At 73.4% G+C, this 13,502-nt stretch carries 12 protein-coding genes and 1 pseudogene; 6 read left to right on the top strand and 7 right to left on the bottom strand.

The genetic code is table 11. From position 1 onward, the window contains the following. Positions 1-51 precede the first annotated feature (51 nt). From ACLQ2X_RS05545 to ACLQ2X_RS05530, 4 genes are read left to right on the top strand one after another with little or no spacing between them, the layout of a single operon-like run. Positions 52-684, top strand: a complete 633-nt coding sequence (locus tag ACLQ2X_RS05545) for an MBL fold metallo-hydrolase (RefSeq protein WP_425679837.1) — start codon at positions 52-54, stop codon at positions 682-684. Positions 685-686: 2 nt separating this feature from the next. Next, positions 687-1,613 (top strand): hypothetical protein, encoded by a 927-nt coding sequence (locus ACLQ2X_RS05540; RefSeq protein ID WP_425679836.1) that lies wholly within the window; start codon positions 687-689, stop codon positions 1,611-1,613. Between the two features lie 43 nt (positions 1,614-1,656). Continuing rightward, on the top strand, positions 1,657-2,397 hold the full coding sequence (locus ACLQ2X_RS05535) for an SCO6745 family protein (RefSeq protein ID WP_425679835.1): 741 nt from the start codon (positions 1,657-1,659) through the stop codon (positions 2,395-2,397). A 41-nt stretch (positions 2,398-2,438) separates the two neighbouring features. Then, a complete protein-coding gene (locus ACLQ2X_RS05530; protein ID WP_425679834.1) occupies positions 2,439-3,401 on the top strand; it encodes a GNAT family N-acetyltransferase in 963 nt (320 codons plus the stop codon). 74 nt (positions 3,402-3,475) lie between these two features. Here the strand turns inward: ACLQ2X_RS05530 and ACLQ2X_RS05525 are convergent, their stop codons facing one another. Next, positions 3,476-3,931, bottom strand: a complete 456-nt coding sequence (locus tag ACLQ2X_RS05525; protein WP_425679833.1) for a gamma-glutamylcyclotransferase — start codon at positions 3,929-3,931, stop codon at positions 3,476-3,478. Positions 3,932-4,034: 103 nt separating this feature from the next. On the opposite strand from ACLQ2X_RS05525, the gene ACLQ2X_RS05520 reads away from it, so the two are divergent. Then, complete coding sequence (locus ACLQ2X_RS05520) at positions 4,035-5,438, top strand: NAD(P)H-quinone dehydrogenase (RefSeq protein WP_425679832.1); 1,404 nt, start codon at positions 4,035-4,037, stop codon at positions 5,436-5,438. A gap of 9 nt (positions 5,439-5,447) precedes the next feature. Here the strand turns inward: ACLQ2X_RS05520 and ACLQ2X_RS05515 are convergent. The 3 genes and pseudogenes from ACLQ2X_RS05515 to ACLQ2X_RS05505 form a co-directional block, all read right to left on the bottom strand. Then, positions 5,448-6,280 (bottom strand): annotated as a pseudogene (locus ACLQ2X_RS05515) (SDR family oxidoreductase). Between the two features lie 138 nt (positions 6,281-6,418). After that, positions 6,419-6,610, bottom strand: a complete 192-nt coding sequence (locus ACLQ2X_RS05510) for a hypothetical protein (protein ID WP_425679831.1) — start codon at positions 6,608-6,610, stop codon at positions 6,419-6,421. A 30-nt stretch (positions 6,611-6,640) separates the two neighbouring features. Then, positions 6,641-7,261: a DedA family protein gene (locus ACLQ2X_RS05505; RefSeq protein WP_425679830.1), complete on the bottom strand. Its 621-nt coding sequence runs from the start codon at positions 7,259-7,261 to the stop codon at positions 6,641-6,643. A 463-nt stretch (positions 7,262-7,724) separates the two neighbouring features. Between ACLQ2X_RS05505 and thrS the strand changes: the two genes are divergently transcribed. Continuing rightward, positions 7,725-8,981 (top strand): threonine--tRNA ligase, encoded by a 1,257-nt coding sequence (gene thrS, locus ACLQ2X_RS05500; RefSeq protein WP_425680021.1) that lies wholly within the window; start codon positions 7,725-7,727, stop codon positions 8,979-8,981. Positions 8,982-9,051: 70 nt separating this feature from the next. Here the strand turns inward: thrS and ACLQ2X_RS05495 are convergent, their stop codons facing one another. The 3 genes from ACLQ2X_RS05495 to ACLQ2X_RS05485 all read right to left on the bottom strand — a co-directional run bounded on the left by ACLQ2X_RS05495 (position 9,052) and on the right by ACLQ2X_RS05485 (position 13,470). Continuing rightward, positions 9,052-11,010, bottom strand: a complete 1,959-nt coding sequence (locus ACLQ2X_RS05495) for an ABC transporter ATP-binding protein (protein ID WP_425680020.1) — start codon at positions 11,008-11,010, stop codon at positions 9,052-9,054. 205 nt (positions 11,011-11,215) lie between these two features. Beyond that, entirely contained in the window at positions 11,216-12,949 is a 1,734-nt protein-coding gene (locus tag ACLQ2X_RS05490) for an ABC transporter ATP-binding protein (RefSeq protein WP_425679829.1), read from the bottom strand. Continuing rightward, complete coding sequence (locus tag ACLQ2X_RS05485; RefSeq protein ID WP_425679828.1) at positions 12,943-13,470, bottom strand: MarR family winged helix-turn-helix transcriptional regulator; 528 nt, start codon at positions 13,468-13,470, stop codon at positions 12,943-12,945. The genes ACLQ2X_RS05490 and ACLQ2X_RS05485 overlap by 7 nt, the downstream gene beginning before the upstream one ends. Positions 13,471-13,502 lie beyond the last annotated feature (32 nt).

The raw sequence follows: 13,502 nt of genomic DNA, 5'->3' as shown, positions 1-13,502 counted from the left end.
TTCCGGCAGACTGCGCTGAGGAGATCACGATTCGATAGCCGAGGAGTCACGATGCTGGTCACCAAGTACGCCCACTCCTGCCTGCGGCTGGAGCACGACGGGGCGGTGCTGGTCGTCGACCCGGGTGTCTTCAGCGCGGCGGCGACGGCACTGGACGGGGCGGACGCGGTGCTGATCACCCACGAACACCCCGACCATGTGGACGTGCCCGCGCTGGGCCAGGCGCTGCATCGACGGCCGGTGCCGGTGTACGGTCCGGCCTCGCTCGCCGGGGTCCTCGGCGACGCCGCCGGGACGCTCGTGCCTGTCGCACCCGGCGAGTCGTTCACCGCCGCCGGGGTGCCGGTGCGGACGTACGGCGGGCAGCACGCCGTCATCCACCCGGACATCCCGGTGATCCCGAACCTCGGCTACCTCTTCGCCGACGTGCTCTACCACCCGGGCGACGCCCTGTTCGTGCCCGACGACGTCCCGGTCGACACGCTGTTCGCCCCGATACACGCGCCCTGGTCGAAGTTCTCCGAGGTGCTCGACTTCATCCGCGCGGTCGCCCCGCGCCGGGCGTACGCGCTGCACGACGGGCTGCTCAACGACAACGGGCTCGGCGTGCTGGATCGGCAGTACACCGCACTGTCCGGGACCGACTACCGCCGCCTGGAGCCGGGCACCCGGATCGACGTCTGACCATGCCCGGCCTCCCTGCCGACGTGACCCGGCGGCTCTACGCCACGCCGCCGGACCGGTTCGTCGCGGCCCGGGACGCCGCCGTCGCGCAGGCCCGCCAGGCCGGCGACCCGCGCGCCGCCCGGGAGATCGGCAAGCTGCGCCGGCCCACGGTGGCGGCCTGGCTGGTCAACCTGCTGGCGATCCGCCGGCCCGAACTGGTCGCCGACCTCGCCCAACTCGCCGACTCGCTGCGGGCCGCGCAACGCGACCTGCGCGGCGACACGCTGCGCGAGCTGTCCGCGCAACGCCGTGCGGTGGTGGCCGCGCTGGTGGCGGAGGTACGCCGGCTGGCCGCCGCCGAACCCGCCGCGCCGCCGCCCGGGAAGCTGCCGCTGGGCGAGGTGGAGGCCACGCTCAACGCCGCGCTCGCCGACACCGAGGTGGCCGAGCGGATAGGCGCCGGCCGGCTGCTGCGGGCCAGCCACTACGCCGGGTTCGGCGAGGTGCCCCGCCCCCAACTGCGGCTGGTGACCGGGAGCGAGGAGGCGTCCGGCGTACCGGATCGGGCGACCGGGCGGGCCGACGCGCGCCGGGCCCGCGACGAGCGCGCGGCGCGGGCCGAACGGGCGAAGCAACGGCGAACCGCCGCCCGCGAACTGGAGAAGGCCCGCACGGACCTGGACCGGGCCGAACGGGACCTGGCCGCCGCCGACACGGCCGAGCGCGACGGCGCCGCGACGCTGGACCGGATCGAGACCGAACTGGCCGAGTTGGAACGTCGCCGGGCCCTGGCCGAGCAGGAACTGAGCCGGGCCCGGCTGGCCCGGCGGGGCGGGGAACGGGCGGTCACCGCCGCCCGGCGACGGGCCGGCGAGGTGCAGGGCGTGTGGGAGGCGCTGGACGCCGAAGAAGGGGATGCCGAGTCCGGTGACGACCGGGCAGACTGAGCGCGATGAACGGCCACGGTGGTCCGAACCTGGTGGGGCAGCGGTGACCCCGGAACAGCTCGCCGCCGCGTGCAAACCGCTGGTCCTCGAACTCGGCGAGGCGTTCTCCCGCTGCCCGTCGACCCTGCGCCGGGCCCGGCTGCTCGGCATCTCCGGCTGGGCGTTCTACATCGCCGGGCGGGCCGGGGCGCTCGGTGACGTACGCGCCGAGACGGCCGCCGCGGCGCTCGGCTTCATCGCGCCGGAGGCGGTCGCCGACGGCTGGGACGCGGCGGCGCGGACCGTCGCGCCCCGTGAGATCGCCGCCGCCAACCTGGCCGAGTGCTGCCGGTGGGGCGTCGCCCGGTTGGGCGAGACGGCCGAGTCGTCGCGGCTCGCCGCGCTGCTCGGCCGGGCGGTCGACGCCGCGGACGGCAGTGGGATGCCGCTGTTCGCCGCCTGGCGGGCCATGCCGGTGCCCGATCCGTCCCCGGCGGCCGGCGCGGCGGTCGCGTTGCTGCTGCTGCGTGAGCACTTCGCCGGGGCGTACCTGCTGGCGGTGCGGGCCGCCGGGCTGACACCGCTGGAGGCGGTGCTGGCCGGGCCGGAAGGGGAGGCGGGCGCGGCCGCCTGCGGCTGGGCGCCCCCGTACCCGCCGGTCGGGCCGTTGGTGCGACGCCGGCTCTGGGCCGAGGCGGTGACCGACCGGTTGGCGTCCCCGGCGTTCCGCGCCCTCGACGCGGCCGAGGGTGCGGAGATGCTCGGTCTGCTCGGCGCCGCCCGGCCGCGGGCCCGCGGCGGATAAATGGGAGGCGGGTCACCGGTCCGGCTGCCAGGATCGGCGGCGTGACGCTCCCCGTCGGGTGGACCGCCCGCCGCCCCACCGTCGACGACGTGCCCGCGATCCTGGCGGTGGTGCACGCCGCCGACAGGTTCGCCATCGGCTACCCCGACTTCGACGAGGAGGACGTACGGTCCGCGCTGACCGCCCCGTTCGTCGACCCGGCCCGCGACTCCTGGCTGGTGACCGACCCGGACGGCGAGGCGGTGGCCTGGTCGATCCTGGCCAACCCGAGCGGGGTGGGCCGGGAGTGGGTGGACGTCCTCGTCGACCCCGACCGCGGCGCCGACCTGCGCGCCCCACTGCTGGCCCGGCTGCTGGACCGGGTGGCCGAACGGGCCGCCGAGCGTGGCCTGCCCGCGCTGACCGCCCGCACCGGGGCGTACGCGCCGGAGACCCGGTGGGCGGGCGAGCTGGTGGCGGCCGGGTTCACCCGGGTCAAGCGCTACATCCGGATGAGCCGGCCGCTGGACGACCTGCCCGCCGAGCCGCCGCCCCCGCCCGGCGTGACGGTCCGGGCGTTGCACGCCGACGACGAGCAGGACCTGCGGCTGTTCCACCGCATCCACGACACGGCGTTCCGGGACACGCTCGACCACGATCCGCTCGACTTCGACAGGTGGCGGGAGCTGCTCCCGTCGTACGGCAAGGTCTGGGACGAGTGGTTCCTCGCCGAGGTCGACGGCGAGCCGGCCGGCGCGTTGCAGTCCTCCGACCAGGCGGTGGAGCAGGGCACGGGGTGGGTGCGGACGCTGTCGGTGCTGCCCGCCCACCGGCGGCGGGGGGTGGGCGCGGCGCTGCTGCGCCGGGCCTTCTCGGTGTACGCGGCGAAGGGCCGCTCCCGGGCCGGGCTGGGCGTGGACCTGGCCAACCCGACCGCGCCGGTCACGCTCTACCGCTCGGTCGGGCTGGCGGAGGAGCGCTGGACCGACATGTACGAGCGCAGCGTGCCCGCCACGGCGGTGTGACCCGGGACCCCCGGGCCGGGGCCGCCCGGCGCGCGCGGGTGCGCGCGGCGCACACTGTCCGGGTGGGAGACGCGCTATGCGGACGCGGTGCCGGTGGGGCGGGACCGCAGGTCGGTGACGTAGTCGTCCGGCGCGCCCGCCTTCTCGGCCGCGTTGGCGATCTCCGACAGGTACCACGACGTGGGCAGACCGCCCTCGTAGCCGTCGAAGACGTACACCCACGCGGTCACGTCGCCGTCCAGCGTCGAGACGCGGACGGTCAGCTTGCGGTAGGTCTCGGCGGTCACGCCCTCGATCTCGTCGAGCTGCGCGGCGTCGTAGGGGTGGATGTCGTAGAGGGCCACGAAGACCCGGTCACCGGGGGACTCGACAACGGTGCTGACCGAGCCTTCCCACCCGATGATGTCCTCGCCCGCGAAGGTGAGCCGCCAACCCTCCAGCCAGCCGGTGCCCACCATCGGCGAATGCGGGCAGTAGGCGCGCATGCGGGCGGGATCCAGGTTTGAGCCGTAAGCGGCGTAGAGACCCACGGCGACGACGATAGCCCGCCGGACCGGTGGGGGAGAATACGACAGAGCGTGTCGGACGCGACGGGGAGAAGAAAGTCACTGTGAGCGTGGAGAGGACGGCTCAGTGAGCCAGATCGTGATCATCGGCGGCGGACCGGCCGGCTACGAGGCGGCCCTGGTCGCCGCCCAGCTCGATGCCGGGGTCACCGTGGTCGAGGCGGAGGGCGCCGGCGGTGCCTGCGTGCTCTCCGACTGCGTACCCTCCAAGACCTTCATCGCCAGCTCGGAGGTGGTCACCGGCTATCGCGGCACCGAGGAGTTCGGGGTGCACTCCGACGGCCTGGAAGCGGTCACGGTCGACGCCCGGGCGGTGCACGAGCGGGTCAAGCGGCTCGCCCTGGCCCAGTCCGCGGACATCCACACCAAGCTGGTGAAGGCCGGGGTGGAGTTCGTCTCCGGCACCGCCCGGCTCGGTGAGGACACGCTCGGCCACACCCACCGGGTGCTCGTCACCCCCGCCGACGGCGGGCCCGAGTACTCGATCGCCGCGTCGACGGTCCTGGTCGCCACCGGCGCGACCCCGCGCCAGCTCCCCACCGCCGTGCCTGACGGCGAGCGCATCCTGACCTGGCGTCAGGTGTACGACCTGCCCGAGCTGCCCGAGCACCTGATCGTGGTCGGCTCCGGCGTCACCGGCGCCGAGTTCGCCAGCGCCTACCTGGCCATGGGCGTCCAGGTCACGCTCGTCTCCAGCCGCGACCGGGTGATGCCGCACGAGGACGCCGACGCCGCGATGGCGATCGAGCGGGTGTTCCGCAGCCGGGGCATGACCATCCTCAACAACTCCCGGGCCGAGGCGGTGCGGCGCACCGGCGACGGGGTGGAGGTGCTGCTGTCCGACGGCCGCCAGGTCAGCGGCTCGCACGCGCTGATCGCGGTCGGCTCGATCCCGAACACCGCCGACCTGGGCCTGGCCGAGTACGGCGTCGACCTGGCCCGGGGCGGTTACGTCACGGTCGACCGGGTCTCCCGCACCAACGTCCCGGGCATCTACGCGGCCGGCGACTGCACCGGCGTGCTGCCGCTGGCCAGCGTCGCGGCCATGCAGGGGCGGATCGCCATGTGGCACGCGCTGGGCGAGGCGGTGCGCCCGCTGCGGCTGCGTACCGTGTCGGCAAACGTCTTCACCGACCCGGAGCTGGCCACTGTCGGCGTCTCGCAGGACGAGGTGGACGCCGGCAAGACCCCGGCCCGCCAGGTGATGCTGCCGTTGTCCGGCAACGCCCGGGCGAAGATGGACGACCTGGCCGACGGCTTCATCAAGCTGTTCTGCCGGCCGGCGAGCGGCCAGGTGGTCGGCGGCGTGGTGGTGGCGCCCAAGGCGAGCGAGCTGATCCTGCCGATCACCATGGCGGTGGAGAACAACCTCACCGTGAACGAGCTGGCCCACACCATCACGATCTACCCGAGCCTGTCCGGTTCGATCACCGAGGCCGCCCGGCAGCTCATGCTGCACGAGCTGGAGTGACCCGGCCGGTCAGCGGAACGCGTCGGCGTGGTCGGCGACCCACTGCGCGTACGTGCGGGCGGGACGGCCGGTCAGCCGGACGACGGTGTCGGTGACCGGCTCGGGCGTGTCGACGAACGCGGCCCAGCCGGCGAGGGCGGCGTCGGCGAAGGCCAAGTCGCCAAAGGCCGCGGCGAGGACCTCGCGGGCCTCCGCCACCGGCTGCTCCGACCAGTGCAGCTCCCGGCCGACCACGCGGCCGATGGTGTGTACCTGATCCTGCTGGGTCAGCGACTCCGGTCCGCTGAGCAGGTATCGGGCGCCGGCGTGGCCGTCGGAGGTCAGCGTGTCCACGGCCACCTCGGCCAGGTCCCGCTCGTGGATCAGTGACCGGGCCGCCGCCCCGTACGGCCAGCGCACCGCGTCGCCGAGGCGGAGCTGTTCGGCCCACATCAGCGTGTTCGACGCGAAGCCGACCGGTCGCAGGAAGGTCCACTCCGCGCCGGATGCCTCGACCGCCCGCTCCACCAGCCCCCAGAACGTCTCCGGCCAGTCGGCGCCGGGAGCGGAGAGGTACACGATCCGGGGTACCCGGGCGGCGATCGTACGGGCCACCTCGCCGGCGGTGGCCCGGCGACCGCCGGGTCGGTGAACGGCCAGATCAGGAAGACCGCCTCCACCCCGTCGAGGTGGGCGGCCAGCGACACCGGGTCGGCGAGGTCCGCGGCCACCACCTCGACCGCGGGCGGCAGGTCGGCGGAGGCCGGGTCGCGGCTGACCGCCCGGACCTTCTCGCCCCGCGCGGTCAGGATCGACACGACCTCCCGGCCGACCGTGCCGGTCGCCCCCGTCACCATGATCATCTGTGCCTCCTCGGTCCGCCGGGCACCTGCCCGGCTCACCAGGACGCTAGGAGCTGAAGGAAGGTTGAGGTCAACTCCCCGGCGCGGCGTTGTGCCACGCGGCGCGGTGCCACGCCACCGGAGATCGAGCGGTGGCGGTCACCGATCGTGCTGGTCACCCCGGCCCGGTTCCGAACCCTGTCGATCGTCCGTCGACCCGACGTCGTCGATGGCGGCCAGCATCTGGTCCCGCATCTCCTCCCGCCGCGCCACCCGAACCGGCTCGTCCCAGGTGGGGTCGACCCTCTTGGCCGCGCTCCCCGTCTCCGGTCCCTGTCGTCCGTCGCTCACTGCCGTGCCTCCTTCTGTTCGTTGCGGTGCTCAGTCGACGTGGGCCTCGGCGGTGGCCGGGTCGCGGCCCTGTCGGGTGCTGATCCAGGTCATCGCCCACCCGGCGAGCGCGAATCCGGCCGCGGCCAGCCCGCCGACCAGCAGCAGCCGCCATGGCGAGTGGGTGAGGGCGGCACCGCCCAGGTGTCCCACGAGCGTGCCGTAGCCGGCCCAGGCGATGGCCGCCGCCGCCTCGTACGGCAGGAACAGGCGGTACGGGTAGCGGCTGCGCCCGGCGGAGAAGCAGGCCGCCATCCGCCCGCCGGGCACGAAGCGGCAGAGCAGGATCACCAGCGGCCCCGGTTCACGCAACCGGCGGGTGACACGGGTCACCGCCCGGCGGGCCCGCCCCGGCGACGTGACCCGGGCCGCCCGGCGGGTGGGCGTGGTGCGGCCGAGCAGATAGCAGGCGAGATCCCCGAGGAAGACACCTGTCGCGCCGACCGCGATGGTGAGCGGGAGGTCGAGCACGCCGTAGACGGTCAGCGCCCCGCTTGTGATCATGATGAGCTGGGTCGGCACCACCGGCACGAAGGCGTCGGCGATCAGCAGTGCCATCAGTAGCGCGTACGCCCACAGGGGTGACGCGACGTCAGCGATGAGTTGGGCCACGACCGTCACCTCGCCGGGGTTCTCCGTTCGACCGGACCGAGCCTGACGTGGCGGCCCTCGTCACCGCGACCTGCCCCGACGCGCGGTGACCGGCGACACCTGCGGGCCGCTCGGGTGCAACGAGGCAGCTCGGTGCGGGGTGACGGGTCGCCGGTGCGCCCACGCGGGGGCGGGGCGGCGAATCGACGAAACCCGGCGTACCGTTGACGGGACGCGGTCCCGGAGTCGTCGGATCCCCCGTTCCCGATGCTCTGGCCGCGGCGGGTCGCCGGCAGGTCCCGTGCTGGCGACCCGCACCCACTCTCCGAAATCCAGGTGCGGTGTCGCCGCCCGCACGCCTACCGTGCCGGTATGCGCAGTGCGGAGATGACGACGACGCCGGGTGTTCCCGGCGCGCCGCACTGACGTTTCCGTCGACGAGGCCCCGGGGCGATCCGCTCCGGGGCCTCGCGGCGTGCCGGTCCTGCTCGCCTCCGGGTCGTACCCGAACGAGGAGAGCGACATGATCGACCACCGTAGGCTCGGCCGGGAGCTGGAGCTGTTCGTCTCCGACCCGCTCGCGGGCGCCGGACTGCCGATCTGGCTGCCGGCCGGCGCCGCCGCCCGGCACGCCGTCGAGGAGTACGTCCGCGAGGTGGAGCGCCGGGCCGGCTACCGGCACGTCTACTCGCCGCCGCTGGGCAAACGGGAGCTGTTCGAACTCTCCGGGCACCTGGGCTACTTCGCCGACGACATGTTCCCACCGATGCGGCTGAGCGCCGACGACGAGTTCGTGCTCCGCCCGGCGCTGTGCCCGCACCACGCGCTGGTGTTCCGGTCGCGCGGCCGCTCCTACCGGGAACTGCCGCTGCGGGTCGCCGAACTGGGCGGGATGTACCGTGCGGAGCGTTCCGGGGTGCTCGGCGGCCTGTCCCGCGTGCGGGCCATCTCGCTCAACGACGCGCACAACTTCTGCGCGCTGGAACAGGTCGGCGACGAGGTCCGGCAGGTCCTGCGGCTGATCGGCGAGGCACACGCCGCGCTCGGCGTCCGCCCGGCCGGGGTCCGGCTGTCGCTGCGCGGGCCGGGCCGGCGGTACGTGGGGGACGACGCCGACTGGGCGCGGGGCGAGGAACTGCTCCGCGCCGCCCTCGACGGGGTGGACGTCGTCGAGGCGCCCGGTGAGGCCGCGTTCTACGGCCCGAAGATCGACATTCAGATCGTGGACCCGGCCGGCCGGGAGTCGACCATCTCCACCGTGCAGGTCGACTTCGACAAGCCGGAGCGGTTCGACCTGTCGTACACCGACTCGGACGGGCGCCGGAAACGGCCCGTGATGGTGCACCGGAGCCTGGTGGGCAGCATGGAACGGCTGTTCGCGTACCTCATCGAGGTGCACGAGGGCGCGTTCCCCGCCTGGTACGCGCCGGTGCAACTGCTGCTGCTCCCGGTCGACGACGGCCAGGCCGAGGCGACCGCCGGGCTGTGCCGCCGGGCCGAGGCGGCCGGGCTGCGGGTGGAGGTGGACGACTCCGGTTCGCTGGGCGCCCGGGTCCGGGACGCGACCCGCCGGCGCGTCCCGTACGTCGGGGTGGTGGGCGCCCGGGAGGCGGACGGCGGGTCGGTCTCGTTGCGACTGCGCGACGGGCGGGTGCTCGCCCCGATGCCCGCCGCCGAGGCGGTGGGGCTCATCAACGACGTGGTCGCGAACCGGTCGGCCGGGCTGCTCCCGCCGCGGTGATCCGGGCCCGCCCGGGTGCCGGCGGGGCACCCGGGCGGCACCCGGTGTCGGACCCGTCGACGACGCCACGTCAGTTCCCGACCGGTGTGCCGGCGCGCGCCCCGGCCGCCGGGCCGCCGGGGGCCGGGATCTCGTCGGAGATCACCGCGCCGGTGAACTGCGCCCGGTACAGCCGGGCGTACGCACCGTCGGCGGCGACGAGCTGGTCGTGGGTGCCCTGCTCGACGATGCGGCCCTGCTCCATCATCAGGATCAGGTCGGCGTCGCGGATGGTGGACAGCCGGTGCGCGATGACGAAGCTGGTCCGGTCCGACCGCAACGCCGCCATCGCCCGCTGGAGCAGCACCTCGGTGCGGGTGTCCACCGAGCTGGTCGCCTCGTCCAGGATCAGCAGCGCGGGCTCGGCGAGGAACGCCCGGGCGATGGTGATCAGCTGCTTCTCCCCGGCGCTGACGTTGCTGCCCTCCTCGTCGATGACCGTGTCGTAGCCGTCGGGCAGGCTGTGGACGAACCGGTCCACGAAGGTAGCCCGGGCGGCGGCCAGGATCTCCTCCTCGGAGGCGTCCGGCCGTCCGTAGGCGATGTTGGCCCGGATGGTGCCGCCGAACAGCCAGGTGTCCTGGAGCACCATGCCGATCCGGCCGCGCAGGTCGTCGCGGCGCATCGTGGCGATGTCCACCCCGTCCAGGGTGATCCGCCCGGCGTCCAGCTCGTAGAACCGCATCACCAGGTTGACCAGGGTGGTCTTGCCGGCACCGGTGGGCCCGACGATGGCCACCGTGTGGCCCGGCTCGGCGACCAGGGACAGGTCGTCGATCAGCGGCTTGTCCGGGTCGTACCGGAAGGAGACGTGCGCGAACTCGACCCGCCCGTGCGGGTCGGTGATCCGGGCCGGCTCGGCCGGGTCGGGGCTCTGCTCGCCGGCGTCGAGCACGGCGAAGACCCGCTCGGCGGAGGCCACGCCGGACTGCAACAGGTTGGCCATGGACGCGACCTGGGTGAGCGGTTGGGTGAACTGCCGCGAGTACTGGATGAACGCCTGCACGTCACCGAGGCTCATCGAACCGGAAGCCACCCGCAGGCCGCCGACCACCGCGATGGCGACGTAGCTGAGGTTCCCGATGAAGAACATCGCCGGCATGATCAGCCCGGAGACGAACTGCGCCCCGAAGCTGGCCCGGTACAGCTCCTCGTTCTTGGCGTGGAAGGCGGCCTCGACCTCCTTCTGCCGGCCGAAGACCTTGACCAGCTCGTGCCCGGTGTACGCCTCCTCGATCTGGCCGTTCAGCTCGCCGGTGTGCTTCCACTGGGCGATGAACCTGCCCTGCGACCGCTTGGCGATCTGGGTGGTCACCACCACCGACAGCGGCACCGCGACCAGGGCCACGAGCGCCAGCAGCGGCGAGATCCAGAACATCATCCCGAGTACGCCGACGACGGTGAGCAGCGAGGTGAGCAGCTGACTGAGCGTCTGCTGGAGCGTCTGCGACACGTTGTCGATGTCGTTGGTGACCCGGCTCAGCAGCTCGCCCCGGGGCTGCTTGTCGAAGTAGGGCAGGGGCAGCCGGTTCAGCTTGTCCTCCACGTCGGCGCGCAACGTCAGCACGGTGCGCTGCACCACCCCGTTGAGCACCCAGCCCTGCGCCCACATCAGCAGGCTGGCGCCGACGTAGAGCGCCACCGCGAACGCCAGCACCCGGCCCAGCGCGGCGAAGTCGATGCCGACCCCGGGCACCACGTCCATCCGGGCCAGCATGTCCGCGAAGTTGCCGTTGCCCGAGGCGCGGGCCGCCGCCACCGCCGCCTCGGCGCTGGTGCCCGCCGGCAGTTGCCGCCCGATCACCCCGGTGAAGATCAGATCGGTGGCGTGGCCGAGCACCTTCGGCCCGACGACGCTGAGCCCCACGCTGGCCAGCGCCAGCGCCAGCACACCGCCGAGCTGCGTCCGGTGCGGCCGCAGCCGCCCCAGCAGCCGGCGCGCCGACGGCCCGAAGGTCATCGCCTTCTCCGCCGGCATGCCCATGCCCATGTGCGGCGGACCGCCCCCGGGTCGGCGCCCCGGCGGAGGCAGCCGCTGCGGCTCCTCGCTCTTCTGCTCCGGGACCGACGCGCCCACGCCGCCCCCCTCGGCCGGCGACTGCGGGGCTCGCAACCCCGGCTCACTCCTCGCGCTCACGCTCGTCCCCCGTTCGTTCGCGACTGCGGGGCTCGCAACCCCGGCTCACTCCTCGCGCTCACGCGGTCACCTCCGCCGTCTGCTGCGACGCGACGATCTCGGCGTACGTGGGACAGTCCGCCAGCAGTTCCTCGTGTCGTCCCATGCCGACGACACCCCCGTCCTCGAGCACGATGATCTGGTCGGCGTCGATGATCGTGGAGACGCGCTGTGCGACGATCACCACCGCCGCGTCCGCGGTGACCGGCTTGAGGGCGGCCCGCAGTCGGGCGTCCGTGCCGAGGTCGAGCGCGGAGAAGGAGTCGTCGAAGAGGTAGATCTCCGGCTGGCGGACCAGCGCACGGGCGATGGCGAGTCGTTGCCGCTGCCCGCCGGAGACGTTCGTCCCACCCTGCGCGATCGGCGCCTCCAGCCCCCCGGGCATCTCGGCGACGAAGTCACGCGCCTGGGCGATCTCCAGGGCCGTCCACAGCTCGGCGTCGGTGGCGTCCGGGTTGCCGTAGCGCAGGTTGCTCGCCACCGTGCCGCTGAACAGGTACGGCCGTTGCGGCACCAGCCCGATCCGCCGCCACAACTCCTCCGGGGCCAGATCGCGTACGTTCACGCCGTCGACCAGGACCGCCCCGGCGGTCGGGTCCACCAACCGGGGGATCAGCGTGAGCAGGGTGGTCTTGCCGGCACCGGTGGAGCCGATGATCGCGGTGGTCCGGCCCGGGCGGGCGCGGAACGAGATGTCGTGCAGCACCGGGGCGTTGGCTCCCGGGTACTGGAAGCCGGCGCCGCGCAGTTCCAGCTCGCCGTGCCCGGAGACCTCGGTCACCGGGTCGGCCGCCGGCACCACCGAGGAGTCGGTGTCCAGCACCTCCTGGATGCGTTCGGCGCAGACCGCCGCCCGGGGCACCATCATCAACATGAAGGTGGCCATCATGACCGCCATCAGGATCTGCATCAGGTATTGCAGGAACGCGGTGAGCGCGCCGACCTGGATCTCGCCGGAGTCGACCCGCGCCGCACCGAACCAGAGCACCGCGACGCTGGAGACGTTGAGTACCAGCATCACCAGCGGGAAGATCAACGCCTGGAGCCGGCCGATCCGCAGTGCGGTCGCGGTCAGGTCGGTGTTCGCCACCCGGAAGCGGTCCGCCTCGTACGGCTCGCGGACGAAGGCGCGAACCACCCGGATGCCGGTGATCTGCTCGCGCAGGACCCGGTTGACGGTGTCGATCCGGGTCTGCATGAGCCGGAAGCCGGGCACCATCCGGCGGATGATCAGGCCAAGCGCGACGGCCAGCACCGGTACGCAGACAAGCATCAGCCAGGAGAGCCCGACGTCCTCGCGCAGCGCCATCACCACGCCGCCGACGCTCATGATCGGCGCGGCGACGAGCATCGTGCAGCTGAGCAGCACCAGCATCTGCACCTGCTGGACGTCGTTCGTGTTGCGGGTGATCAGCGACGGTGCGCCGAACCGGGCGACCTCGCGGGCGGAGAAGCTGTTGACCCGCCGGAAGATGCCGCCCCGCACGTCCCGGCCGAAGGCCATCGCGGTCCTCGCGCCGAAGTAGACGGCGGCGATCGAGCAGGCGATCTGGAGCAGGCTGACCAGCAGCATCCAGCCACCCGTACGCAGGATCTGGTCGGTGTCGCCGCGGGCGACGCCGCGGTCGATGATGTCGGCGTTGAGGCTGGGCAGGTAGAGCGCGGCGATGGTGCCGACGAACTGGAAGGCCACGACGGCGGCCAGCGGTGATCGGTACGGGCGGAGGTGGCTGCGGAGCAGGCGGATCAACACGGTTGGCTCCCCGTCGGCGGCTCGGTGTCGGACTCGCTGTCCCGGTTCAACCGACGGAGGTCTCCGTCGGACATGCCGGTGATGATGTCGATCAGGAACTCCTGGATCACCGCCCGTTTGGCCGGGTCGGCGTCGACCGACGTCAGCGGCCGGTCGCTGTGGATCATGTCGATGATCGCGCGGGCGTTCTCGGTGCCCTTGTCGGTCAGGGTGAGCCGGACCGTGCGGCGGTCGTCCGGATCGCGACGCCGGCTGACGAAGCCGTCGCGTTCCAGGGTGTCGACGATGCCGGTGAGGGTCGCCGGCCGGACGAAGCACCATCCGGCCATCTCCCGGTGGGTGGCGTCGCCGGCGTGCAGCAGGACCATCAGCACCCGCATGCCGGCGGGGGTGAGGCCGTGATGCTCGGCCAGGTAGCGCCCCCAGTGCTGTTCGACCACGTGGCCGGCGATGGACAGCAGTCGGCCGAGGGGCGCGTGGCGCAGCGCCTCGGGGAAGGGGACGAGCGGGCCGGGATTCACGGGCATCAGGTTAGCTCCGGAACCATCAGGCC

The sequence above is a fragment of the Micromonospora sp. DT31 genome, from assembly GCF_049841795.1.
GTDB lineage: Bacteria > Actinomycetota > Actinomycetes > Mycobacteriales > Micromonosporaceae > Micromonospora.
The sequence above is the reverse complement of the archived record's forward strand: the minus strand, read 5'-3'. Positions and strand labels throughout refer to the sequence as shown.